At 67.0% G+C, this 24072-nt stretch carries 28 protein-coding genes; 6 read left to right on the top strand and 22 right to left on the bottom strand.

The window, feature by feature from the left end; translation table 11 throughout:
• Positions 1–15: 15 nt before the first annotated feature.
• The 7 genes from hfq to rlmE form a co-directional block, all read right to left on the bottom strand.
• Positions 16–300, bottom strand: coding sequence for an RNA chaperone Hfq (gene hfq / locus ACQG3P_RS14185; protein WP_068850887.1), 285 nt, complete (start codon positions 298–300; stop codon positions 16–18).
• A 102-nt stretch (positions 301–402) separates the two neighbouring features.
• Positions 403–1356 (bottom strand): tRNA (adenosine(37)-N6)-dimethylallyltransferase MiaA, encoded by a 954-nt coding sequence (gene miaA, locus ACQG3P_RS14180; RefSeq protein WP_426805439.1) that lies wholly within the window; start codon positions 1354–1356, stop codon positions 403–405.
• Positions 1356–2255, bottom strand: coding sequence for a dihydropteroate synthase (folP, locus tag ACQG3P_RS14175; protein WP_184124095.1), 900 nt, complete (start codon positions 2253–2255; stop codon positions 1356–1358). The genes miaA and folP overlap by 1 nt, the downstream gene beginning before the upstream one ends.
• A 78-nt stretch (positions 2256–2333) precedes the next feature.
• Entirely contained in the window at positions 2334–2801 is a 468-nt protein-coding gene (locus tag ACQG3P_RS14170; protein ID WP_426805438.1) for a hypothetical protein, read from the bottom strand.
• Positions 2802–2917: 116 nt separating this feature from the next.
• Entirely contained in the window at positions 2918–3100 is a 183-nt protein-coding gene (locus ACQG3P_RS14165; protein WP_068850876.1) for a hypothetical protein, read from the bottom strand.
• Positions 3101–3205: 105 nt separating this feature from the next.
• Entirely contained in the window at positions 3206–5149 is a 1944-nt protein-coding gene (gene ftsH / locus ACQG3P_RS14160; protein WP_176472670.1) for an ATP-dependent zinc metalloprotease FtsH, read from the bottom strand.
• Positions 5150–5202: 53 nt separating this feature from the next.
• Positions 5203–5835 carry a 23S rRNA (uridine(2552)-2'-O)-methyltransferase RlmE gene (gene rlmE / locus ACQG3P_RS14155; protein WP_068850870.1) on the bottom strand — a complete coding sequence of 211 codons (633 nt, stop codon included), beginning with the start codon at positions 5833–5835 and terminating at the stop codon, positions 5203–5205.
• 65 nt (positions 5836–5900) lie between these two features.
• On the opposite strand from rlmE, the gene yhbY reads away from it, so the two are divergent.
• Both yhbY and ACQG3P_RS14145 read left to right on the top strand, forming a co-directional pair.
• Positions 5901–6206: a ribosome assembly RNA-binding protein YhbY gene (yhbY, locus tag ACQG3P_RS14150; protein WP_426805437.1), complete on the top strand. Its 306-nt coding sequence runs from the start codon at positions 5901–5903 to the stop codon at positions 6204–6206.
• Between the two features lie 5 nt (positions 6207–6211).
• A complete protein-coding gene (locus ACQG3P_RS14145; RefSeq protein ID WP_068850864.1) occupies positions 6212–6607 on the top strand; it encodes an Mth938-like domain-containing protein in 396 nt (131 codons plus the stop codon).
• A gap of 91 nt (positions 6608–6698) precedes the next feature.
• Here ACQG3P_RS14145 and ACQG3P_RS14140 read toward each other — a convergent pair whose 3' ends face one another.
• From ACQG3P_RS14140 to surE, 4 genes are read right to left on the bottom strand one after another with little or no spacing between them, the layout of a single operon-like run.
• A complete protein-coding gene (locus ACQG3P_RS14140) occupies positions 6699–7475 on the bottom strand; it encodes a peptidoglycan DD-metalloendopeptidase family protein (RefSeq protein WP_217535985.1) in 777 nt (258 codons plus the stop codon).
• Positions 7472–8086 (bottom strand): YqaA family protein, encoded by a 615-nt coding sequence (locus ACQG3P_RS14135; RefSeq protein WP_068850859.1) that lies wholly within the window; start codon positions 8084–8086, stop codon positions 7472–7474. Before ACQG3P_RS14135 ends, ACQG3P_RS14140 begins: the two co-directional genes overlap by 4 nt.
• Before the next feature lie 19 nt (positions 8087–8105).
• Complete coding sequence (locus tag ACQG3P_RS14130; RefSeq protein ID WP_068850856.1) at positions 8106–8783, bottom strand: protein-L-isoaspartate(D-aspartate) O-methyltransferase; 678 nt, start codon at positions 8781–8783, stop codon at positions 8106–8108.
• On the bottom strand, positions 8780–9559 hold the full coding sequence (gene surE, locus ACQG3P_RS14125; protein ID WP_184124344.1) for a 5'/3'-nucleotidase SurE: 780 nt from the start codon (positions 9557–9559) through the stop codon (positions 8780–8782). Before surE ends, ACQG3P_RS14130 begins: the two co-directional genes overlap by 4 nt.
• Positions 9560–9746: 187 nt before the next feature.
• Here surE and ACQG3P_RS14120 point away from each other — a divergent pair, with 187 nt between their 5' ends.
• Positions 9747–10286 (top strand): Smr/MutS family protein, encoded by a 540-nt coding sequence (locus ACQG3P_RS14120; RefSeq protein WP_426805436.1) that lies wholly within the window; start codon positions 9747–9749, stop codon positions 10284–10286.
• Between the two features lie 20 nt (positions 10287–10306).
• Here the strand turns inward: ACQG3P_RS14120 and truD are convergent, their stop codons facing one another.
• From truD to ACQG3P_RS14080, 8 genes are all read right to left on the bottom strand, one after another.
• Positions 10307–11350, bottom strand: a complete 1044-nt coding sequence (truD, locus tag ACQG3P_RS14115; protein WP_426805435.1) for a tRNA pseudouridine(13) synthase TruD — start codon at positions 11348–11350, stop codon at positions 10307–10309.
• A complete protein-coding gene (ispF, locus tag ACQG3P_RS14110) occupies positions 11347–11841 on the bottom strand; it encodes a 2-C-methyl-D-erythritol 2,4-cyclodiphosphate synthase (RefSeq protein ID WP_095364046.1) in 495 nt (164 codons plus the stop codon). Before ispF ends, truD begins: the two co-directional genes overlap by 4 nt.
• A gap of 37 nt (positions 11842–11878) precedes the next feature.
• The gene (ispD, locus tag ACQG3P_RS14105; protein ID WP_419403729.1) at positions 11879–12574 is read right to left on the bottom strand and encodes a 2-C-methyl-D-erythritol 4-phosphate cytidylyltransferase; all 696 of its coding nucleotides are present in this window, start codon (positions 12572–12574) and stop codon (positions 11879–11881) included.
• A complete protein-coding gene (ftsB, locus tag ACQG3P_RS14100; protein ID WP_426805434.1) occupies positions 12574–12924 on the bottom strand; it encodes a cell division protein FtsB in 351 nt (116 codons plus the stop codon). Before ftsB ends, ispD begins: the two co-directional genes overlap by 1 nt.
• Before the next feature lie 5 nt (positions 12925–12929).
• A complete protein-coding gene (gene eno, locus ACQG3P_RS14095) occupies positions 12930–14219 on the bottom strand; it encodes a phosphopyruvate hydratase (protein WP_068850835.1) in 1290 nt (429 codons plus the stop codon).
• Between the two features lie 119 nt (positions 14220–14338).
• A complete protein-coding gene (locus tag ACQG3P_RS14090; protein WP_426805433.1) occupies positions 14339–14611 on the bottom strand; it encodes a hypothetical protein in 273 nt (90 codons plus the stop codon).
• Positions 14612–14688: 77 nt separating this feature from the next.
• On the bottom strand, positions 14689–16353 hold the full coding sequence (locus tag ACQG3P_RS14085; protein WP_426805432.1) for a CTP synthase: 1665 nt from the start codon (positions 16351–16353) through the stop codon (positions 14689–14691).
• A 365-nt stretch (positions 16354–16718) separates the two neighbouring features.
• Positions 16719–16961, bottom strand: coding sequence for a hypothetical protein (locus tag ACQG3P_RS14080; RefSeq protein ID WP_068850822.1), 243 nt, complete (start codon positions 16959–16961; stop codon positions 16719–16721).
• Positions 16962–17123: 162 nt separating this feature from the next.
• Between ACQG3P_RS14080 and parE the strand changes: the two genes are divergently transcribed.
• Positions 17124–19013 carry a DNA topoisomerase IV subunit B gene (parE, locus tag ACQG3P_RS14075; RefSeq protein WP_068850819.1) on the top strand — a complete coding sequence of 630 codons (1890 nt, stop codon included), beginning with the start codon at positions 17124–17126 and terminating at the stop codon, positions 19011–19013.
• Positions 19014–19569: 556 nt separating this feature from the next.
• On the opposite strand, the gene ACQG3P_RS14070 is transcribed toward parE, so the two are convergent.
• Both ACQG3P_RS14070 and ACQG3P_RS14065 read right to left on the bottom strand, forming a co-directional pair.
• Positions 19570–20691, bottom strand: coding sequence for an inorganic phosphate transporter (locus ACQG3P_RS14070; protein ID WP_068850816.1), 1122 nt, complete (start codon positions 20689–20691; stop codon positions 19570–19572).
• Between the two features lie 13 nt (positions 20692–20704).
• Entirely contained in the window at positions 20705–21331 is a 627-nt protein-coding gene (locus ACQG3P_RS14065; protein ID WP_068850813.1) for a DUF47 domain-containing protein, read from the bottom strand.
• A gap of 272 nt (positions 21332–21603) precedes the next feature.
• Between ACQG3P_RS14065 and ACQG3P_RS14060 the strand changes: the two genes are divergently transcribed.
• Both ACQG3P_RS14060 and ACQG3P_RS14055 read left to right on the top strand, forming a co-directional pair.
• Entirely contained in the window at positions 21604–22926 is a 1323-nt protein-coding gene (locus tag ACQG3P_RS14060) for a hemolysin family protein (protein WP_426805431.1), read from the top strand.
• Positions 22910–23569: an exopolysaccharide biosynthesis protein gene (locus ACQG3P_RS14055; protein WP_093534090.1), complete on the top strand. Its 660-nt coding sequence runs from the start codon at positions 22910–22912 to the stop codon at positions 23567–23569. The genes ACQG3P_RS14060 and ACQG3P_RS14055 overlap by 17 nt, the downstream gene beginning before the upstream one ends.
• On the opposite strand, the gene ACQG3P_RS14050 is transcribed toward ACQG3P_RS14055, so the two are convergent.
• Complete coding sequence (locus ACQG3P_RS14050; protein ID WP_068850805.1) at positions 23566–24066, bottom strand: pyridoxamine 5'-phosphate oxidase family protein; 501 nt, start codon at positions 24064–24066, stop codon at positions 23566–23568. The two genes, ACQG3P_RS14055 and ACQG3P_RS14050, sit on opposite strands and share 4 nt — an antisense overlap.
• Positions 24067–24072: the final 6 nt, after the last annotated feature.

Below are 24072 nucleotides of genomic sequence, written 5' to 3'. Positions count from 1 at the left end.
CCGCAGTTGCTTACTTCATTCAACGTCGTCTTCTTCCTGGGCGCCGTCGGCGCCACCTTCATTGGACTGCACATAGCCACCACCGGGGCCCACCCGGACGTTGCGTGCCGGCACCACGGTCGAAATGGCGTGCTTGTACACCATCTGGCTGACCGTATTGCGCAGCAGGACAACGAACTGGTCGAACGATTCGATCGTTCCCTGCAATTTGATGCCATTGACCAGATACACCGACACCGGCACGCGTTCGCGCCGAAGTGCATTCAGAAACGGATCCTGCAGCGATTGCCCCTTGGACATTGCACACTCCTCATTATTGTTTTTATGGTCTTCCGGCAACTGCCACGGCCCCCGCCACCGGAACCCCCGATGGTACACGGGCCAAGGGCAAGGCGCTGTGGCTCAACGGGCAACAAAGGCCGCTACGGCATCTGCCAGGGAATCCCCGTCTATATGGGGATCGAACCAGCGTGCATCAAGCTCGCCGCGCAGCCAGGTCAACTGGCGCTTGGCCAGCTGCCGGGTGGCCTGGATGGCCTTGTCGCGGAAGTCGCGAGCACTGCCCTGCCCGTCCAGGAACTCCCAGGCCTGGCGATAGCCGACCGCCCGGACCGCCGGCAGGTCCAGCGGCGCGGCCGCCGCCGCCATCTCCGGCAGCGCACGCAGTGCCAGCACCTCGTCCAGGAAACCCTGGGCGAGCATGTGGTCGAAGCGGGTTTCAATGCGCTGGTGGAGCACGCTGCGCTCGCGCGGGGCCAGCACCAGCTTCAGGCAGCGCACCGGCAGCCGGTCCACGCCGGGCAGCTTCTGCCATTCGCTGATCGGCGTGCCGGTCAGGCGATACACCTCCAGCGCCCGCTGGATGCGCTGCGGGTCGGTCGCATGGATGCGCGCTGCGGCGGCGGGGTCGATCCCGGCCAGCTCAGCATGCAGGGCGGGCCATCCGCGTTCGGCGGCCTCGGCACCAATCGCCACGCGGGTAGCCGGGTCGGCCGGCGGCATCGGCGACAGCCCCTGCAGCAGCGCGTGGAAGTACAAGCCGGTGCCGCCTGCCAGGATCGGCATGCGTCCGCGCGCGACGATGTCGGCCACCACGCGGGCGGCATCAACGGCGAATTCCGCCGCTGAATAGGTCTGCCACGGATCGCGCAGGTCGAGCAGGTGGTGCGGCGCCTGCGCGCGCTCGGCGGCATCGGGCTTGGCCGAGCCGATATCCAGTCCGCGATACACCAGCGCCGAATCGACGCTGACGATCTCTCCGTCCAGCTGCCGCGCCAGTGCGATGGCGGTGGCGGTCTTGCCCGACGCGGTCGGGCCCATCACCGCGATCGCCAGCGGGCGCCGGTCGGCGCCCATCAGCCCTCGTCCGGCCAGCGCGGCATCGCCGGCGCGGCATCCACCCGCGGCATCGGCACCGCATCGACCGCTGCCCACACTTTCAGCGCGTCCACGGTGGCGGCGACGTCGTGCACGCGCAGGATCGTGGCGCCGCGTTGGGCGGCGATCAGGTGCGCGGCGACCGAGCCGGCCACGCGCTCGCGCGGCGCCTCGCGCCCGGTCAGTTCGCCAATGCTGCGCTTGCGCGACAGGCCGGCCAGCATCGGCACGCCCAGTTCCAGGAAGCGCGCCGAGCGCGCCAGCAGTATCATGTTGTGGTCGGTGGTCTTGCCGAAGCCGAAGCCCAGGTCGATCACCAGGTTCTTCTTTGCAATGCCGGCCATCTCGGCCGAGAACATCCGATCGACCAGGAAGCGGTGCACCTCGGCCACGACGTCGTCGTAGTGCGGGGTGTCCTGCATGCTGCCGGGCTCGCCCTGCATGTGCATCAGCACCACCGGCACGCCCAGTTCGGCGGCGGCGGCCAGGGCCCCGTCCTGCCGCAGTGCATGGATGTCGTTGATCATGCCGGCACCGGCGGCCACCGCCGCGCGCATCACCTCCGGCTTGAAGGTGTCGATGCTGATCGGCACCTGCGTCTGGCGCGCGAGCTGTTCGATCACCGGGACCACCCGGCGCAGCTCTTCTTCCAGTGGCACCGGTGCGGCACCGGGCCGGGTCGATTCACCGCCGATGTCGAGCAGGTCGGCGCCTTCGGCCACCAGTTGCAGTCCATGGGCGACCGCGGCTTCGGTATTGTCGTGCGCGCCACCATCCGAGAACGAATCCGGGGTGACGTTGACGATGCCCATGACGCGCGGGCGGTCCAGCCGCAGCACGCGGCCGGCGCAGTCCAGCTGGGGAGAAGTATCGAACATGGGCTTTCCACGAAATACGCCAGCGCCTAGTTTACGCCGGCGTACTCCGATAGCCCGCGGCCCGCAGGCCCTGGCGGACTAGAAATCGCCCAGCTTGGCCTCGTCGGTCGGCTTGGCCAGCCATTCGGCGAGGTCGTTGCCTATGGCGGTGACAACCCGTTCCAGCACGTCGCAGGAGCCCTTGAACCCGCCGAATGCGCCGCCGCGGGAAACCCGTCGCGCGGTCACGGTGGCAACCTTCTGGCCGTCCTGCGTCAGCACGCCGCGCACGGTCGCCGACTTGAAGTGACCGCTGAAGGCATTGCCGGCACTCTGTGCCTCCACCAGCTCCAGCTTCAGCGCCCGACCCGTGGAGACGGGCTGCGCGTCGAACGCGATCGTATTGCCGAATTTCGGGGCGTTGCTGCCCAGCGCGGTCGCAAGCTGCGCCCCCATGCGGCATTCGGCCTTGATGTTATCGGCGATGTAAGCGGACTCCGAGAACGGAATCGGATCCTGCACGTGGATGGTGTCCGCCATGGCAGGCGTGGCAAGGCAGAGCAGCACGGCTGTCGCCGCGTACCGTGAGTGACGCATGGTATTCCCCCTGGAATGTTGGCCGCGGCTGCCTCATGCAACCGCGCCCGCGCATCGTGCCGATTGCCACGCAGCGGCGCAAGGGCTCAGCGGCGGCGGCGCTTGCGGTCGAGGTACAAGGTCTTGGCCACGCTCAGGCCGATGCCGATCACGATCCCTACGATGCCGCCGAGCAGGTAGTTTCCACTGAGCAGGCCTGCGGCGGCACCGACCACCGTGGCGATCACCATTTCCGTGGTGTGCGAGACCGGGGGCGGCGGCGTGGACATGGATACTCCGGGACAGGTGTAGGGCAAGCATTGTCGCCCGGATCGCCCGCGCCAGAAACGATGAAGGCCGGGTTTCCCCGGCCTCCATGCGTTACCTGTTCATCGTCAGAGCTGTTCGGCAGGCCCGGCGATCGGCGGCACCGGACGGGCGTCGCCGCCCTTGTCGTTGTTGTTGCTGCCACCGTCCTTGTTGGACTTGCCCCAGCCCATCGGCGGCGGCGGATCGCGGCCTTCCATGATGGCGTCGATCTGCGGCGCATCGATGGTCTCGTACTGCAGCAGCAGCTGGGACATCGTGTGCAGCTTGTCGAGGTTGGCCGTGACCAGCTCGGTGGTGCGGGCGTAGGCCTTGTCCAGGATGCTGCGCACCACTTCATCGATGCGGCGCGCGGTATCGTCGGACACGCTCTTGTGCTGGGTCACCGAACGGCCCAGGAACACCTCATCGTCCTCTTCGCCATAGGCGATCGGGCCGAGCTCGTCGGACAGGCCCCACTTGGTGACCATGTTGCGGGCCATCTTGGTGGCGCGTTCGATGTCGTTGGAGGCACCGGTGGTGACCTTGTCGGCGCCGAAGATCAGCTCTTCGGCGACGCGGCCGCCGTACAGCGAGCACAGCTGCGATTCGATCGCCACGCGGTTCATCGAGTACTTGTCGCCTTCCGGCAGGTACATGGTCACGCCCAGCGCGCGGCCGCGCGGAATGATGGTGACCTTGTAGACCGGATCGTGCTCGGGCACCAGGCGGCCGACAATGGCATGGCCGGCTTCGTGGTAGGCGGTAAGCGTCTTTTCTTCCTCGCTCATAGCCATCGAACGACGCTCGGCACCCATCAGGATCTTGTCGCGGGCGCGGTCGAAGTGCTCCATGCGCACTTCCTTCTCGTTGCCGCGCGCGGCAAACAGCGCCGCCTCGTTGCACAGGTTGGCCAGGTCGGCGCCGGAGAAGCCCGGGGTACCGCGCGCGATCACCATCGGCTCGACATCGTCGGCCAGCGGCAGCTTGCGCATGTGCACCTTGAGGATCTGCTCACGGCCCTTGACGTCGGCCAGCCCGACCACGACCTGGCGGTCGAAGCGGCCCGGGCGCAGCAGCGCAGGGTCCAGCACGTCGGGACGGTTGGTGGCGGCAATGACGATCACGCCCTCGCCCCCCTCGAAGCCGTCCATTTCCACCAGCAGCTGGTTCAGGGTCTGCTCGCGCTCGTCATGTCCGCCGCCCAGGCCGGCGCCGCGATGGCGGCCGACGGCGTCGATTTCGTCGATGAAGATGATGCACGGGGCCTGCTTCTTGGCCTGCTCGAACATGTCGCGCACGCGGCTGGCGCCGACGCCGACGAACATTTCCACGAAGTCCGAGCCGGAGATCGAGAAGAACGGGACCTTGGCTTCGCCGGCAATGGCACGGGCCAGCAGGGTCTTGCCGGTACCGGGCGGGCCGACCATCAGCACGCCGCGCGGGATCTTGCCGCCCAGCTTGGTGAACTTGGTCGGATCGCGCAGGAAGTCGACCAGTTCGCCGACCTCTTCCTTGGCTTCGTCGCAGCCGGCGACGTCGGCGAAGGTGACCTTGATCTGGTCTTCGCCCTGCAGCTTGGCGCGCGACTTGCCGAAGGACATCGCGCCCTTGGCACCGCCGCCACCGCCCTGCATCTGGCGCATGATGAACAACCAGAAGCCGATGATCAGGATCACCGGGAGGAAGTTCATCAGGATCGCGCCCAGCGAGATGCCGCTGGACGGCTCTTCCTGGACGATTTCCACGTTCTTGGCGCGCAGGATGTTGATCAGGTCGCGGTCCATCGGCGCGGTGATCGTGGCCGACTGGCCGCTGCGCGTGGTGTACGAGATCTGGTTGGTGCCGCTGCGCATGTCGCCGCTGAAGGTGACCTTCTGGACGTTGCCGCCATCCACCTGGTCCAGGAACTGCGAATACGTGGCGCCCTGGGCACCGGCGCCGCTGCTCTTTGGCGAGAAGCTCTGGAACACCACCATGAGCACCACGGCGACGACCACCCATAGCAGGAGGTTCTTGGTCAAGTCGTTCATCCTCATTGGCTCCGGTGTTCCTCTAATGCCTGACGCAATTGGTATGGTTGAGCTTACTTGATCTGGGTGCGTTTGCCCTGCCCCAAGGCATACACCTCGGGCGAGCGCTTCCGGGACGCTTCAGGCTTGCGGATCACGACCTTGTCGTACCGGCGGCGCATCTCGCGCACGTAGTCGTCAAAGCCCACGCCCTGGAACAGCTTGATCAGGAACGCGCCACCCGGCTTGAGATGGTTGTCGGCAAAATCCAGCGCCAACTCGGCCAGGTGCATCATCCGCGGCTGGTCTACCGCGTCCATACCACTTTTATTGGGGGCCATATCCGAGAGCACAAGGTCTACCGGCTGGTCCCCGAGCATGGCTTCAAACTGCGATAGGACGGCCTGCTCCCTGAAGTCCCCGTGAAGGAACTCCACCCCGGCCAGCGGCGGCATCTCCAGGATGTCCAGGGCCAGCACCCTTCCGGTGTCGCCGATCTGGCGCCGGACCTGCTGGGACCAGCCCCCCGGGGCGGCGCCCAGGTCGACCACGACCATATGCGGCTTCAGCAGCCGGTCACGCGCGAGCAGCTCCTCCAGCTTGTACGCCGCGCGCGAGCGCATGCCCTCGGCCTGGGCCTTCTTCACGAAGGGGTCGGCGAAGTGTTCTTTCAACCAGCGTTGGCTGCTCTTGCTGCGGGAAACCATTGGAGATAGGGCCGGACGGGGTGGTCATGATACCCTGATCGCCCCAGTTAACCGCTTGTTCCTGAATGTCTATTGTCCTGACCTCCTCCCAGACCCGCTTCCTCCGCGGCCAAGCCCATGGTCTGAACGCCCTGCTGCAGATCGGCGGCAAGGGGGTCACGCCGGCCTTCCTGACCGAGCTGAACGAAGTGCTGGAGCGCCACGAACTGATCAAGGTGAAGGTGGCCGCCGAAGACCGCGATGCACGCGACGCCATGATCGCCGAGCTGGTCCAGGCCTCGGAAAGCGCGCTGGTGCAGCGCATCGGCCACGTGGCCGTGCTCTACCGCCCCAGCAAGGAACAGCGCCAGATCGTGCTTCCGCGCGGCTGATCGCCATGCAGCTGAACCACGAAATCCCGGATTTTGCCTATGCGTTCCGCATCGTCGGCGCCGACTCGGTGGTGTTCGAAGACCGCGTGAACGCCGGCACCCGGCGGGTGGTGAAGAGCTTCATCGTCACCCCGCAGGCATTGCTGGAAGATTGGCCGGCACCCGCCAGCGTCAAGGAGCTGACCCCGGACCACCTGGCCACGGTGCTGGCCCAGCAGCCGGAACTGGTCATCCTTGGAACGGGGGAAAAGCAGCAATTCCCATCCGCGGCGGTCATGGGGGCCTGTCTGACCCGCAACATCGGCATTGAAGTCATGGACAACGGAGCGGCCGCCAGGACGTTCAACCTGCTTGCCGGTGAAGGCCGCAACGTAGCGGCGGCGATCCTCCTGCCGGGCTGATATTGGGTGATTTCGTTCAGAAAAGGCTGCCGTTGGCAGCCTTTTTTGTGGGTTCCGCCGCGGTAGCGCCACGCCCTGCGTGGCTGCGCGATCACTTGGGGGGCAGGTACAACAGCGGGTCGACCGGCTTGCCGTTGTAGCGGATCTCGAAGTGCAGCATGTCGCGGGTGGTACCGGTGCGGCCCATCTCGGCGATCTGCTCGCCGGCCTTCACGCTCTGGCCTTCGTTGACCAGCCGCTTGCGGTTGTGGCCGTAGGCCGACAACCACTGATCGTTGTGCTTGATGATGATCAGCTCACCGAAGCCGACCAGGCCGGCACCGGAATAGACCACCACGCCCGACGCGGTGGCGCGCACCGGCTGGCCGCTGCTGCCGGCGATATCCACGCCCTGCTTGGTGACATCGGCGCCGACGAAGCGGCCCACGAGCGCACCATCGGCCGGCCAACGCCAGTCGATGTTGCTCTTGATCGCGGTGGTCGGCGACGGCGTCGGCGCAGGCGCAGGCGTCGAACCGGTGCCCGGACGCGGCGCAGTCACCACGGTGGTCGGCGCGCGGCCCGGGCTGCTGCCGGGGTACAGGCGGATGACCTGCCCGGGATAGATGGTGTACGGCTCGCCCAGCCCGTTCCAAGCGGCCAGGTCGCGCGGGGTGATGTTGTGGATGCGTGCCAGCGCGTAGAGGGTGTCGCCACGGCGCACCACGGCGGTCTGCCCCGGCTTGGCTACCGACGTCTGCGGCGTGGTGTGCGTGGTGCGCCCGCCGGACGGCTTGACCACCGTGGCGGTGCCGCAGGCACTCAGGGTGGACACCACCAGCAGCAGGGCGGTCAGCCGTGTGGCCCCGCGCATACGATCAGCACTCATGCGAACTTCGCTCTCCAGACAAGCCAGGCCACCAGACCCACCACCAGTACGGTGGCAATCCAGCCCAGCGGTTCAATCCAACGCCGCAGCGCGGCTTCGGCGCGCGCCCCGCCAATGCGGATGACGGCCGCCAGCACGTACACGCGCTTGCCCCGCCCGATCAACATGCTCAGGAAGTACTGCGGCAGCGGCACCCCGACGATACCCGATGCCCACGTGAAGACCTTCATCGGGATGGGCATGAAGCCGCCCAGCACCAGGAAGGTGAACACCGCCCACGGGGATTCGGCCATCTTGGCCTGCACGATGGCGATGCCGCCTTCGATGCTGGTCAGCATGCCCATCGCCGCAAACAGCGGCTTGACCGCTTCAAACGCGTAGTGGCCCAGCGCATAGCCGACCAGCGCACCGGCCATCGAGCCGGCCAGGCTGAGCGTGGCGAACCACCAGCCGCGCTTGGGTTGGGCCACGCACATCGGTGCCAGCATCACTTCGGGCATCACCGGGAAGATGATCGCCTCGATGAAGCTGAGCACCGTCAGGTAGGTCGGGGCGCGCTCATGCGCGGCCCACTTCATCGCCCGCTCGTACAGCGGACCAAAAATCTTCATGACGCAACGCTCCTTGGAATCAGTCCAGCATGCCAGACAGCAGCGGCACGAACGTGACCGGTGCCAGTACCTGCTGTTCAACACTGCCGTCGTCGCGGCGGGTCAGCTGGATCAGCGACTGCGCCCCTGCCCCACCGACCGGCGCGACCAGGCGCCCGCCCACGGCCAGCTGCTCGACCAGCGCATCGACCAGCGCCGGCGCGGCCGCGGTCACCACGATGGCGTCGAACGGCCCGTGTTCGGCCCAGCCGATGCGGCCATCGTCGTGCTTGCTGCGGATGTTCATGCCCAGCGCACGGAAGCGCTTGCGCGCCTGGCGCAGCAGGTCACCGATGCGCTCGACGGTGTAGACCTCCAGCCCCAGCGCACCGAGTACGGCGGCCTGGTAGCCCGAGCCGGTGCCCACTTCGAGCACCTTCTTCGGCGCCGACTGCAGCACCGCTTCGGTCATCCGCGCCACCACCCACGGCTGGGAGATGGTCTGGCCGTGGCCGATCGGCAGTGCGGTGTCTTCGTAGGCGCGCGAGGCCAAGGCCTCGTCGATGAACAGATGCCGCGGCACCACCCGGATCGCATTGAGGGTGGCTTCGTCGGCAATGCCGCTCTCGCGCAGGCGTTCGACCAGGCGGTCGCGCACGCGCTGGGAGGTCATGCCAATCCCGACCGCTTCGGGCTGCAGGCGCAGGCGCTGGCTCATGCCGGCCGGTCCAGCGCGGCGGTCAGCCCGCCTACCCAGCTGGCCACCTTCTCCAGTGCCTGGTAGCGGGTCAGGTCGACCTGGATCGGCGTGATCGAGATGAATCCGTTGCGCACGGCATGGAAGTCCGTGCCCGGGCCCGAATCCTGTTCGCGGCCGGCCGGGCCGATCCAGAACACTTCATTGCCGCGCGGGTCGCGCTGGGCAATGCAGCCTTCGGCACGGTGGCGGTTGCCCAGCCGGGTCACTTCGAAGCCACGCACCTCCGCCCACGGCAGGTCGGGCACGTTGACGTTGAGGATGGTGTCGGCCGGCAGCGGATCGGCCTTGAGCCGGGTGACGATCTCCACGGCGGCACGCGCGGCGGTTTCAAAATTGCGCGGGTCGTGGTTGTGGGTGACCAGCGACATCGCCACCGCCGGCAGGCCGAGGAAACGCCCTTCCATCGCCGCCGACACGGTCCCGGAGTAGATGACGTCATCGCCCAGGTTGGCTGCGTTGTTGATGCCCGACACCACGATGTCCGGGTCGTATTCGAGCAGGCCGGTCAGCGCCAGGTGCACGCAGTCGGTCGGGGTGCCGGCTACCGAACAGGTGTAGTGGTCGATGCGCTTGACCCGCACCGGCAGGTCCAGGGTCAGCGAGTTGCTGGCGCCGGAGCGGTCGCGGTCGGGGGCAACCACCATCACTTCGTGGCCGGCCTCGCGCAGCACGGAGGCGAGCATCCTGATGCCGGGGGCATCGACGCCGTCGTCGTTGCTGACCAGGATCCGCATCTGGGTTTTAACCGCTTGATTGTTCAAGACTTCATTTCCATCACTTTCCAGCGTTGGCGGGGCCGGCCTTCACCCGTTTCGGGATCACCGACCGCGCAAGTGCGTCAGCTATTGTGCCGCAAGCGGGCAGATCGGCCTACCCCGGCGGGAGGTAGGCACGGCCGATTCAGGGCATTAGGCTGTACGCATGTCACATCCTGAAGACGAAGATCCGGCCGCACTGTTCCGCGCCGCCATCGGCGAGGTCACGCCGCTGCGCAAACCGGTGGCTGCGCCACCGGCGACACCCCGACCGAAGCCGCGTGCGCGCATGGCCGAACAGGACGAGGACGCCGCGCGCGGGGAATTCGCCAGGCTGCTTCGCGACAGCAGCCCGCTGGAGGCCGGCGACACCGCCAGCTACCGGCGCGAGAACCTGCCGGCACGGATGTTCCAGCGGCTAAAGCGCGGTCAGTATTCGGTGCAGGACGAGCTGGACCTGCACGGTGCCACGGTGGCCCAGGCGGAGACGCTGATGCGCCAGTTCCTGCTGGAAGCGCATGCGCACGAGCACGGCTGCGTGCGCATCATCCACGGCAAGGGGCTGCAGTCCGATGGCGGTGCACCGGTGTTGAAGAACCTGGTGGACCGGCTGCTGCGCCAGCGCAATGACGTGCTGGCGTTTCATTCGGCGCCCGCCGGGCAAGGCGGGACGGGGGCGGTGTTGGTGCTGTTGGCGCGACGGTGATCGCCCGCACCACGTAGAAATCAATCGTTCGACGAAGCGCTGCTGGCGTCGTCCACCGGACCCAGCTCGTGCAGCACGGCGGTGGCATAACACCCCGGCGGCAGCGCGAAGGTCAGCTCGAGCACATCGGCTTCCAGCCAGCGATGCTGCAGGTTGGCCGGGCGCAACCGCAACGCGCGGCGCTCCTGCTTCAGGCGCGCGCCTTCCAGCCCGGTGCGCAGCTGCAGCGACTGCTCGTCGCTGATCGCGCCCAGCTCCAGCGCGGCGGCGGCGCCGCTGCTGCGCAGCTCACCCTCGCCCCACAGCGGACCGCTGGGGTGGATGTCGAAGCGGCCCAACCGATCCGCCAGCAGGTCGGTCCACGGTTCGGGACCGAACACGCTGCGGCTGCCATCCAGCATCCACACTTCACCCTCCAGCGGGCTGTCCCAGTTGCCCTGCGCCACGCGCTCGGCCAGCACCTGGTTGAACAGCGCCGAGCGCGCGGCCGAAAGCAGCAGCGAGCGCTGGTCGGGGCGCACGCGGCGGCCGCCAAACATGGCCAGTGCGGCCGGCACGTTGCCGCCATCGCGGCCGAAGCGCTGCTCGCCGAACCAGTTCGGCAGGCCACGCGCGGCGATCAGCGACAGCCGCTCGTCGATCGCCTTCGCCTCGCCCTGCACGCTGCGCAGCACCAGCCGGAACCGGTTGCCGGCCAGCGCGCCGCGCTGCAGCTTGCGGTTGTGCCAGGTGGACTCGACCACCTCCACTTCATCCGAGGCCAGCAGCGCGATGTCAGGCGCGATGCGCTTGGGCAGGTGCACGCTGAAGCGCTGGGTGGTGACCGCATGCCGGTCCTTCATGCCGGCATAGCTGACCGCCATGTCCGGCAGCCCCGCCCACTTCGACAGCAGCTTGGCCACATGCACGGTGTTGGCACCACGCTTGCGGATCGTCAGCAGCAGGTGCTCCCCTTCCCCGGTGGGCTCGAACGCCGGCAGCTCGTCCACCTGGAAATCTTCCGGGACGGTGCGGATGTCGGCGCGCAGCAGCGGCTCGCCGAAGGCCAGCGGCAAGGGGATCACAGCGCCACCAACAGTACGACGGCCTGGGCAGCGATTCCTTCGCCGCGCCCGGTGAAACCGAGCTTCTCGGAGGTGGTGGCCTTGACGCTCACCGCATCCAGCGCGATGCCAAGCAGTCCGGCAATGCGCTCGCGCATGGCCAAGGCATGCGGGCCGACCTTGGGCCGCTCGCAGATCACGGTGATGTCGGTGTTGCCGACCTGCCAGCCGCGTTCGCGCAGCAGGCTGTTGCAGTGGTCAAGGAAGCGGCTGCTGTCGGCATCCTTCCAGCGCATGTCCGACGGCGGGAAGTGCTGGCCGATGTCGCCGAGCGACAGCGCGCCCAGCATGGCATCGCACAGGGCGTGCAGGATCACATCGCCATCGCTGTGCGCCAGCACGCCACAGCTGTGCGCGACGCGCACGCCGCCCAGCATGATGTGGTCGCCCTCGCCGAAGGCGTGGACGTCATAACCCTGCCCGATGCGGACCGGAGGAAACGGGGTGTTCATGGCAAAAAACCTGCGGTGATGGCCGGCGCGGACGGGCTCAGGAGCCGCGGCGCGACAGCTCGAATTCGAATCGGGACAGATCGGCCGGGGTGGTGACCTTGAAGTTGTCCTCGTTGCCCTCGACCAGCAACGGGCGCAGGCCCTGACGCTCCATCGCCATGGCGTCGTCGGTGACGTCCACGCCGGCGGCGGCCGCGTCCTGCAGCGCGCGGGCCAGCTGGTGGCGGCGGAACAGCTGCGGGGTCAGCGCGCGCCACAGGCGCGCACGCGGCTCGGTGCCATCAATGCCGCCGTCGTCGCCGGCCCGCTTGAGGGTATCGCGCACCGGCGCGGCCAGGATCGCGCCGACCGGATCGGCACGCCCCACTTCCAGCAGGCGACCGAGGTCGGCTGCGGCCAGGTTCGGCCGCGCAGCATCGTGGACCAGCACGAAATCGTCGGCCCGCACGCTGTCAGGCAGCGCCTGCAGGCCGGCCAGCACCGAGGCAGCGCGGGTCGCCCCGCCGGTGCAGGTCAGGATCGGTTTGTCGGCCAACGACTGCCAGCCCGGCCAGTCGACATCGTTCTCGGCGATGACCACCATCACCCCGGCCACGACCGGGTGTGACAGCAGGGCTTCCAGGGTGTGCGCCAACAGCACCCGGTCGCCTGCGACCAGGTACTGCTTGGGCGTGTCGCTGCCGAAGCGGGTACCTCGGCCGGCGGCCGGAACCACGGCCCAGACACTGCCCATCAGGGCACGTCCGGGTGTGGCGCGTTCGGGTCGGCGGCCAGCGCCGGCGCACGCGGCGCCGCCACCGAAGCGTTCTCGACCACGCGGTAGAACTTCTCACCGGGCTTGATCATGCCCAGCTCGCTGCGCGCGCGCTCTTCGATGGCGGCCTCGCCTTCCTTGAGGTCCTTGACCTCGGCCGCCAGCGCATCATTGCGCTGTTGCAGGCCGGCGTTGTCGCGCTTCTGGGATTCGACCTGGGCTTCGAGCGACATCACTTCTCCCGAATTGCCCGGGCCGAACCAGAAGCGGTACTGCAGCCATGCCAGCAGTACCGCGAGCACCAGCAGCAGCCAGCGCCAGTTGCGCATGCGGATCAGCGCTTCAGCGACACGAACGCGTCACGCCCGGCGTAACGCGCGCCGGCACCAAGGGCTTCCTCGATGCGCAGCAGCTGGTTGTACTTGGCCACGCGGTCGCTGCGGCACAGCGAGCCGGTCTTGATCTGGGTGGCGGTGGTGGCCACGGCGATGTCGGCGATGGTGGTGTCTTCGGTTTCGCCCGAACGGTGCGAGACCACCGCAGCGTAGTTGGCGTGGTGCGCCATGGCGATCGCTTCCAGGGTCTCGGTCAGGGTGCCGATCTGGTTGACCTTGATCAGGATCGCGTTGGCGGTGCCGGACTCGATGCCTTCCTTGAAGATCTTCGGGTTGGTCACGAACAGGTCGTCGCCGACCAGCTGCACCTTCTTGCCGATGCGGTCGGTAAGCAGCTTCCAGCCGGCCCAGTCGTTCTCGGCCAGGCCGTCTTCGATGGTGATGATCGGGTACTGGGCGGCCCAGTCGGCCAGGAAATCGACGAACTGCTCCGAAGTCAGGCGCTTGTTCTCCCCCACCAGGTTGTACTTGCCGTTCTCGTAGAACTCGCTGGAGGCCACGTCCAGGCCCAGCAGCACGTCTTCGCCGGCGGTGTAGCCGGCCTTGCCGATCGCCTCGAGGATGGTGTCGAGCGCTTCGACGTTGCTGCGGAAGTCCGGCGCGAAGCCGCCTTCGTCGCCCACCGCCGTGCTCAGGCCGTGGCCCTTGAGCACCGACTTGAGCGAATGGAAGATTTCGGTACCGGCGCGCAGCGCTTCGGAGAACGAGGTGAAGCCGACCGGCAGCACCATGAATTCCTGGAAGTCGACGTTGTTGTCGGCATGCGCGCCGCCGTTGATGATGTTCATCATCGGCACCGGCAGGCTCACATCGGTGCTGCCCTTGGACAGGTACTGCCACAGCGCCTGCTTGTTGGCGGCAGCGGCGGCATGGGCATTGGCCATGGACACGGCCAGCAGTGCGTTCGCGCCCAGGCGGCCCTTGTTCTCGGTGCCATCCAGGTCGATCAGGCGCCGGTCGAGGCCTTCCTGGTCGGCCGCGTCGAACCCCTTCAGCGCGGAGGCGATGGTGGTGTTGACGTTGTTGACGGCGTTGCGCACGCCCTTGCCCAGGTAACGGGTCTTGTCGCCATCACGCAGCTCGACCGCTTCCTTGGTGCCGGTGGAGGCACCCGACGGCACGGCGGCACGGCCGAACGAGCCGTCCTCCAGGGTGACTTCGGCTTCCAGCGTGGGGTTGCCACGGCTGTCGAGGATTTCACGGGCGTGGATGCTGCGGATCGTGGTCATAGCGGGCCGGTTACCAGTCAGAAAGGGGGAACGCCAAAAATCAATGCGTTGAAACGTGCCGCGTGATTATCCCCACCTGCCCCCCGCTTGCCAAATCCGCGCGCGGAAAGCGTTCGGGGCTACAGCAGGGAGGGCAGCAGCAGCACCAGCAACAGCAGGCCCAGCAGGCCAAGCGCGGCGCCGCCACCGGCCGGCTGGCAGCGCAGGCGCAACGCCAGCACGCCGGCCAGCACGGTGCCCAGCGCGCAGGTTGCGCCCAGCGCCAGGGTCAGGTTGATGGGCGTGGCGACGGCCTGGATGGCATGGCTGCCGTCACCGGGCGAACCCACTGCGGAAAACACCAGCACCATGAGCACGAACGCGCAGCCCCAGCTGGCTGTCGACAGGACCAACGCTGCCCAGCCCCAGGGCCACGCCCGCCAGTGGCGGCGCTGGCGACGGGCCAACTGCGCCGCCCACGGGTCCTCGCTCAGGCGCTTGCTTCCTGCAGCAGCGCGCCGCCGGCCTTGCGCTCACGCGCGGCACGGATGAAGCCGATGAACAGCGGGTGGCCATCGCGCGGGGTGGACAGGAATTCCGGGTGCGCCTGGCAGGCCAGGAACCACGGATGCTTGTCGCGCGAGAGCTCCACCACTTCCACCAGGGTGTCGTCCATCGATTTGCCGGCAATCACCAGGCCGGCATCTTCCAGCTGGGTGCGGTAGCGGTTGTTGAACTCGTAGCGGTGACGATGGCGCTCGGACACCACGTCCTTGCCGTACAGCTCGCGGGCCAGCGTGCCCGGCTTCAGGCGCTGCTCCTGCAGGCCCAGGCGCATGGTGCCGCCGAGATCGCTCTTGTCATCGCGCTTTTCCACATCGCCGGTGGCGGTGCGCCATTCGGTGATCAGGCCGATCACCGGGTTGGGCGACTGGCGGTCGTTCTCGGTGCTGTTGGCACCCTCCAGGCCGACCACGTTGCGGGCGAAATCGACCACGGCGGCCTGCATGCCGTAGCAGATGCCGAAATACGGCAGCTGCTGTTCACGGGCGAACTGCGAGGTGAGCACCTTGCCCTCGAAACCACGGTCGCCGAAGCCGCCCGGCACCAGGATGCCATCGACATCCTTCAGCGCGGCCATGTCGGTGCCTTCCAGGTCCTGCGCTTCGAGCCACTTCAGGTTGACCCTGGTGCGCTGGCGCAGGCCGCCGTGCTTGAGCGCTTCGCCGACCGACTTGTAGGCGTCCTGGTGGTCGACGTACTTGCCGACCACGGCGATGGTGACTTCATCCACCGGGTGCAGGGTGGCATCCAGCGCGGCTTCCCATTCGTGCAGGTCGGCCGGACCGGCCTTGTCGCCGAGCTTGAGCTGGTTGATGACGATCTCGTCCAGGCCCTGCGCGTGCAGGCCCATCGGAATGCGGTACAGCACGTCGACGTCGGGCACGCTGATCACGGCGCGCTCGGAGACGTTGGTGAACTGGGCGATCTTGCGGCGCTCGGAGTCGGGCACCGGCTGCTCGGAACGGCACAGCAGCACGTCGGGCTGGATGCCGATCGAGCGCAGTTCCTTGACCGAGTGCTGGGTCGGCTTGGTCTTCAGCTCACCGGCGGCGGCGATGTACGGCACCAGGGTGAGGTGCATGAACAGGGCCTTCTCCGGGCCGCGCTCGGTGCGCACCTGGCGGATGGCTTCCAGGAACGGCAGCGATTCGATGTCGCCCACGGTGCCGCCGATTTCCACCAGCGCCACGTCGAAGCCTTCGGTGGCTTCGTCCATGCAGCGGCGGATCTCGTCGGTGATGTGCGGGATGACCTGCACGGTGGCGCCCAGGTAGTCACCGCGGCGCTCCTTGCGGATCACGTTCTCGTAGATGCGGCCGGTGGTGACCGAGTTCTTGCGGCTCAATCGGGTGCGCACGAAGCGCTCGTAGTGGCCCAGGTCCAGGTCGGTCTCGGCGCCGTCGTCAGTGACATACACCTCGCCGTGCTGGAACGGGCTCATGGTGCCCGGGTCGACGTTGATGTACGGGTCGAGCTTCATCATCGTGACCTTCAGGCCACGGGCTTCGAGGATGGAGGCGAGCGAGGCGGCGGCAATGCCTTTGCCGAGCGAGGAAACCACGCCGCCGGTTACGAAGATCAAGGGAGTCATGGCTGGGGGTGTCCTGTCAGGAAGGGGGAAACGGCGCCGGCGCGCGGGGCGGCGGACGACGTGAAGGGGGAATCGGGGAGGATCCGGGCGGCGGCGGGATGTTCACGCGCCAGGGCCGGGATCAGGGGAGCGATGACGTGGCGGCCGGTCGGCGAGGTCGGGTCGGCCGTGCCGGTCGCCGTTGGGACCGTCACCTCCTGCCTACCCTGCTGGCGGCCGCGCACGACCAGACCAGTCCATTCGCTGATGGATGACACGCACTGCTCCCGGAAAGCCATAGTTTACAGATTGAGGGCGCCCAGCCCAAGGGGCACGAACGAAGACGCCCCGGCAAGCCGGGGCGTCGGGGAAGCCGAAACGCTGGTTCAGCGCTTCTTCTTGGCCTCTTCTTCCTCTTCCTGCTGGGGCGCCTGCTGGCCCTTGGCCTTCATTTCGGCGTTGGCGGCCGCGCGGCGCTTGGCCTTGGCGTCGGCTTCGGACTGCGCCTTGGCCTCGGCCTGCTCGCCCTGCTGCGCGGTGGACTGGCCCTGTCCGGCGTTCTGCGCCATTGCCAGCGGCACGGCCACGACGGCGGCGGCAATGGCAACGATGGTCAGCAACTTCTTCATGGGGGTCTCCTCGCGTATGGCTGGGGATGGGGCGCCGGGGCTCCGGTTTTCCCATCCCCTACAGTCTATCGCGCGCTCTTCGGCCGGCCCCTGAACGTGCGGCGTGCAAAAAAACCGGCCAGACCGCAAACTTCGCCGTCGCTATGCGCTTTATGAAGACAGATGAACACCCGCTATAACGCCGCCGATATTGAAGTCCTGTCCGGCCTGGACCCGGTCAAGCGCCGCCCGGGCATGTATACCGACACCGCGCGCCCGAACCACCTGGCGCAGGAAGTGATCGACAACGCCGTGGACGAAGCGCTGGCCGGGCACGCCCGGACGGTCGAGGTCACCCTGTACAAGGACGGCAGCTGCGAGGTCACCGATGACGGCCGCGGCATGCCGGTGGACATCCACCCGGAAGAGAAGGTGCCCGGCGTGGAGCTGATCCTGACCCGGCTGCATGCGGGCGGTAAGTTCAACAACAAGAACTACACCTTCTCCGGCGGCCTGCATGGCGTGGGCGTGAGCGTGGTCAATGCGCTGTCGACGCTGGTGGAAGTGCATATCCGGCGCGATGGCAGCGAGCACCGCATCACCTTCCGCAATGGCGACCGCGCCACGCCGCTGGAAGTGGTCGGCAGCGTGGGCAAGAAGAACACCGGTACGCGGGTGCGCTTCTGGGCCGACCCGAAGTACTTCGACACGCCCAAGTACAACCTGCGGGCGCTGCGCCACCTGTTGCGCGCCAAGGCGGTGCTGTGCCCGGGCCTGACAGTGAAGCTGCGCGACGAGGCCACCGACGAGCAGGACACCTGGTACTACGAAGATGGCCTGAGCGATTACCTGAAGGCTGAGCTGGGCGAGCGCGAAATGCTGCCGGCCGAGCTGTTCGTGGGCCAGCTGAAAAAAGATACCGAGGTGGTGGACTGGGCGGTGGCGTGGCTGCCGGAAGGCGAGCTGGTCCAGGAAAGTTATGTCAACCTGATTCCAACCGCGCAGCACGGCACCCACGCCAACGGGCTGCGCACGGGCCTGACCGAGGCGCTGCGCGAGTTCTGCGATTTCCGCAACCTGCTGCCGCGCGGGGTGAAGCTGGCCCCGGAAGACGTGTGGGACCGGGTGTCGTTCGTGCTGTCGCTGAAGATGACCGACCCGCAGTTCAGCGGGCAGACCAAGGAGCGGCTGTCGTCGCGCCAGGCCGCCGGGTTCGTCGAAGGCGCGGCACATGACGCCTTCAGCCTGCTGCTGAACCAGAACGTGGCGCTGGGCGAGCAGATCGCGCAGCTGGCGATCGAGCGTGCCAGTGCGCGCCTGAAGACCGAAAAGCTGGTGGTGCGCAAGAAGGTCACCCAGGGCCCTGCCCTGCCAGGCAAGCTGGCGGACTGCATCAGCCAGGACCTGTCGCGCACGGAGCTGTTCCTGGTGGAAGGTGATTCGGCCGGCGGCAGTGCCAAGCAGGCGCGTGACAAGGACTTCCAGGCGATCATGCCGCTGCGCGGCAAGATCCTGAACACCTGGGAAGTGTCGTCGGGCAGCGTGCTGGCGTCGGAAGAAGTGCACAACCTGGCCATCGCGATCGGCTGCGATCCGGGCAAGCAGGACATCAGCGGGCTGCGTTACGGCAAGGTGGTGATCCTGGCCGACGCGGACTCGGACGGCCTGCATATCGCAACGTTGCTGACGGCGCTGTTCCTGAAGCACTTCCCGTCGCTGGTGGATGCGGGCCACGTGTTCGTGGCGATGCCGCCGCTGTTCCGCGTGGACGTGGGCAAGCAGGTGTTCTACGCGCTGGACGAGGAAGAAAAGCGTTCGCTGCTGGACAAGATCGAGCGCGAGAAGATCAAGGGCCAGGTCAACGTGACCCGCTTCAAGGGCCTGGGCGAGATGAACCCGCACCAGTTACGCGAGTCGACCATCCACCCCGATACGCGCCGCCTGGTGCAGCTGACGGTGGACGATGGGGAGCAGACCAGCGCGCTGATGGACATGCTGCTGGCCAAGAAGCGCGCGGGCGACCGCAAGCAGTGGCTGGAGAACAAGGGCGACCTGGCTTCCCTCGAAGTTTGATTGCTGATGAAAAATCCCGCTTCGGCGGGATTTTTTTTTGGGTGCCCGCCTGCGTGGCCTGCAAACGTCGGGGTTGCAGACACTCCTGTAGTGCCGGGCCCTGCCCGGCAGCTTCATGCTTCTGGGCGAACAGCCGATGGCCGTCGCTTGGCCTGAGCTGGGCCGGCGGGTGCGGGTTTGCGGGACACGCCGTAAACCCATCCATGGGGGCTTGGCAAAAACATCCATGTTTTTGACAGTCCCGCAAACCCGCCCCCGCCGACCCTCGAGGGTTTGTTGGTGGCCATGGGAGATCAACGGCGGTGCCGATTATTTTCATGCGTTACCGGCCGCGGTGGCGTTCCGTGCCGTCGTTCGGGAACCGACGCTACCGGCGTACCTGCCGCGTAGGGCCACGCCATGCGTGTCTGCCGTGCCCATCCGCACGCGACCATCTGTCGGGGGCTGCCCGTCGGCCGCCCCGGCTCGGAAGAATGAAAACGCTGCTCTTCGCGACCAGCCAGCAGAAAAAAACCCGGCCGAAGCCGGGTTTTTCGCGTTTCCAAACCAACCCCGATCAGGTCCAGCCGAACAGCTCGAACAGCTTCAGGATCAGGTAGGCGCAGCCGCCCGCCGCCGGGATGGTGAGGATCCAGGCCCAGACGATGCGTTCGATCACGCCGAAGCGCAGCGAACGCGGGTTCTTGGCGTAACCCACGCCCATGATGGCGGTGGAGATGCTGTGGGTGGTCGAAACCGGCATGCCGAAGTGCGCGGCCAGGGTCAGGATCGTGGCCGAGCTGGTCTCGGCCGCGAAGCCGTGGATCGGGTGCAGCTTGACCATCTTGTGGCCCAGGGTCTTGATGATCTTCCAGCCGCCCGAGGCGGTACCGGCGGCCATCACCACCGCGCAGGTCAGCACGATCCACATCGCGATGCCGTCACCGGCGTGCGCGTCCGGGTGCATGAAGGCCAGCCAGGACGGCAGGTCGTTCAGTGCGCCGGTCGCCTCGGCGCCGATCAGGGTCATGGCGATGATGCCCATGGTCTTCTGCGCGTCGTTGTGGCCGTGGGCGAAGCCCATGTAGGCCGCCGAGACGATCTGCGCCTTGCCGAAGAACGCGTTGACGATGCGCGGGCGGGCCAGGCGGCCCAGCCAGCCACCGGCCTTGGCCATGCCCGCGATGATCGCCCACAGCAGCAGCATCACCACGATGCCGAGCAGGAAGCCGGCGATCGGCGAGGTGATCATCGGCAGGAACACCTTCCACAGCAGGCCCTTGTTCTGCGCCCAGGTGCCGATGCGTTCGGACCAGATCAGCGCGTCCCAGTTGTTGTGGGCGGCGGCCAGGCCGGCGCCGCACAGGCCACCGATCAGCGCGTGCGAGGACGACGACGGCAGGCCCTTCCACCAGGTGATCAGGTTCCAGATGATGCCGCCCAGCAGCGCGCACAGGATCACCTGCGGGGTCACGTCCACCACGCCGGTGTTGAGCAGGCCCGAGGCGATGGTCAGCGCCACGGCGGTGCCGGTCAGGGCGCCGATGAGGTTCATGAAGGCGGCGAGCATCACCGCCCAGCCGGGCGAGAGCACCTTGGTCGCCACCACGGTGGCGATGGAGTTGGCGGTGTCGTGGAAGCCGTTGATGAACTCGAAGACGAGCGCGGCCAGAATCACCACCAGAACGAGGGTCAGCATGCTGTGGCGTCCGTCAGCTGTTCTTCAGCACGATCTGGTAGGCCACCACACCGGCCTCGCGGCAACGGTCGATGGCCTTTTCCAGGATCTCGAAGAATTCCTTGAGCAGGAACATCTGCAGGTTGTCCAGGCGACCGGAGTAGATGTCGCGGTACAGCTCGAGCATCAGGCGGTCGGCTTCGTTCTCCAGTGCACGCAGCTTCTCGTTGAGCGCGGTCATCCGGTCCAGGTTCATGTTGCGCAGGTCGTGGACCATCTCCACCACCACGCTGGCGGCCTGCTCGAGCATCGCCGCGCGCGGCGCGAAATCGATGTGTTCCAGATGCTTGGTGGCCAGCGAGTAGCGGTCGGCGAACTTCTCGACCTGCTTGGGAATCTTGTACAGCGCCGAGCCCAGCGCTTCGATGTCTTCGCGCTCGATCGGGGTCATGAAGCTGTCCACCAGCGCCTGGCTGATCTTGTCCGAGGCGGCGCGTTCGCGCAGGCGGGCCAGCTTGAACGCGTCAAGCGCGGGCTGCCGGTCGGCGTCGCGCAGCATCGAATGCAGCGCCTTGGCGCTGTCGTAGGCCGCCTGGGCAGCCTCGTCCAGCAGGGTATAGAACTGTTTGCCGGAGCCGAAAATGGTCTGCAGAGAGAACATTGAGAAACCTATTCGCCGTCGAGGAAGGACGGCACCGGGCGGAATTATGACGGTTTGATGTCCAATCCGGGTACTCCCGTCGTCTTCACACTGCCACCGGGCCACCTGAACGACCCTGTTTGCACCCCTCCCCCCGGCTTTTGTTAAGATGCGCGGGCACCTTCGGGTGCACTCTATGGACGACGACCCTTATCCCCCGCCGCGCCCGCCAGGCCTGACCTGGCCCGGTAGCCGCCCGCGCTTGAACACGCCCTCCCTGCCACCAACCGGGGATGACGCCCGTGTTTGAACTGATCCTGCTTGTTTTCGCCCTGATCCTGCTCAACGGGTTCTTCGCCATGTCCGAGATGTCGGTCATGACCTCGCGCAAGAGCCGCCTGAAGCAGATGGCCGGCACCTCCAAGCGCGCCGCCAAGGCGCTGGAGCTGTCCGAGAAGCCCGAAAGCTTCCTCTCCACCGTCCAGATCGGCATCACCGTGATCGGCGTGCTGACCGGCCTGCTCGGCGGCGACGCCATCGGCGAGGCTATTGCCATCTGGATCAAGAGCCTGATGCCCGGCTTCGGCCATGCCGAACTGGTCGGCAAGGGCATGGCCGTCACCCTTATCACCTTCGTCACGCTGATCTTCGGCGAACTGGTGCCCAAACGCCTGGCGCTGACCCGCTCCGAGGACATCGCAGGCTTGGTCGCCCTGCCGATGAGCTGGCTGGCCAAGCTGGCCTTCCCGTTCGTCTGGCTGCTGTCCAAGACTACCCGGCTGGTTCTGCGCCTGCTGGGCCTGGGCAAGGACGAAGCGGCCAGCGTGACAGAAGAGGAGATCCGCATGCTGGTGGCCGAAAGCCACGAGGCCGGCGTGATCGACGCGCATGAGCGCGACATGATGAACCGGGTCATGCGCCTGGGCGACCGCACTGCCGACAGCCTGATGACCCCGCGCAACCGGATCGCCTGGCTGGATACCCAGGCCGACGCGGAGAAGAACCTGGCCACCATGCGCGAGCACGAGTTCTCGCGCTACCCGGTGTTCCGCGGCAACGACCAGGACATCGTCGGCGTGCTCGAGGTCAAGAGCCTGGTCACCCGCCTGGTGCGCGATGAGCACTCGCTGTTCCAGCAACTGCGCGAGCCGTTGTATGTCTCCGAATCCACCCATGCGATGAAGCTGCTGGAGATCTTCCGCGAGGAGCAGCAGTCGGTGGCGCTGGTGGTGGATGAGTACGGCGAGATCCAGGGGCTGGTGACCATCAGCGACCTGATGGGCGCGGTGGTCGGCCGCATGCAGTCGGTGGAGAACGTCGACGAGGACGCGCTGGTGGTGACCCGCGAGGACGGCTCGCTGCTGGTGGACGGGTCATTGTCGATCGAAGACCTGCGCGAACTGATGGGCAACGCCGAACTGCCCGATGCCGATGACGGCGACTACTACACGCTTGCCGGCATGTGCATCCACTACTTCGGCCGCATTCCGCATGCCGGGGAATACTTCGACTGGGCCGGCTGGCGCATCGAGATCGTCGACCTGGACGGCGCGCGCGTGGACAAGCTGCTGCTGCGCACGCTGGCCGAAGAGGAGACTGATGAACTCACCGGCTGATCCGCCTCCGGCGCCGGACCAGGGCCGGCCGGAATACCAGAACGAAGGCATCCGTACGCTGCTGGCGATGTTCGACCACGGCGATCCCGACGAACGCCTGCGCCTGGGGCAGATCCTGCAGGGCCTGCAGCAGAGCGCGTTCGGCGTGTTCCTGTTCATTGCGATCCTGCCGTCGTTCATTCCGGTTCCCGGGCTGGGGGGCGCCGTGAGCGGTCCGCTGGTGGTCCTGATCGGCGTCCAGATGCTGTGCGGCATGCGGCGCCCGTGGCTGCCGGGGTTCATCGCCAACCGCGGGCCGCGACGCGGCACGATGCATAAATTCCTGGGGAAGATCGACGGCGCGCTGCGCCGTCTGGATCGCATGCTCAAGCCGCGTCGTCCGGCCCTTCTCGTGCCCTTGCCGGCGCATGCGTTCACCGGCCTGCTGCTGGTGCTGACCGGCGTGCTGCTGTCGCTGCCGATCCCGTTCACCAACTACCTGTTCGGGTTCCAGCTGCTGCTGTTCTCGCTGGCGCTGCTGGAACGCGACGGCACCCTGATGCTGGTCAACTGGATCGGCGCGATTGCCGCGGTGCTGTTCTTCAGCTTCAGCTCCGGCCAGTTGGTGCACTACCTGACCGAGCTGTTCCAGCGCTGGTTCTAACGCAGGTCGACCACGCCGTTGTCGGACAACGTGCTCGGGTCATCGCTGACGGCGGAGAGCACGAAGCTCAGCGCCTTGCCCAGCAGCGTGCCGGGGCCGTCCCAGTACTCTGCCGATTCGGCACGCACGTGGATCAGGCGCAGGTTCGGATCATCCTTGCCGCCGGGGAAGAACAGCTTCATCGGCGGCGACCACAGTTCCTCCACCTTGGCGCGGTCGTCGACGATGCGCGCGATGCCCGCCACCGACACGTAGGTGTTCTTCGACTGTGAGGCATAGGCCACGTTGACGCGCGGGTTGAGCGCGATCTCGGCCACCTTGGGGCTGTCGGCGGCGGTGGCGAACCACAGGTCGCCGTCGAATTCGACTTCCTGGGTGCCCAGCGGGCGGCTGTACAGGCGCCCGTCCACGCCGGTGGTGGTGAACATGGCGATGTCCACGTCGCGGATCAGTTCGGCCAGCTGTTCGATGTGCTGCTGGCGATCTTGGTCGGCCATGCGGTG

This window comes from Stenotrophomonas sp. SrG, from assembly GCF_050031795.1.
Classification (GTDB): Bacteria; Pseudomonadota; Gammaproteobacteria; order Xanthomonadales; family Xanthomonadaceae; genus Stenotrophomonas; species Stenotrophomonas rhizophila_A.
The sequence above is the reverse complement of the archived record's forward strand: the minus strand, read 5'-3'. Positions and strand labels throughout refer to the sequence as shown.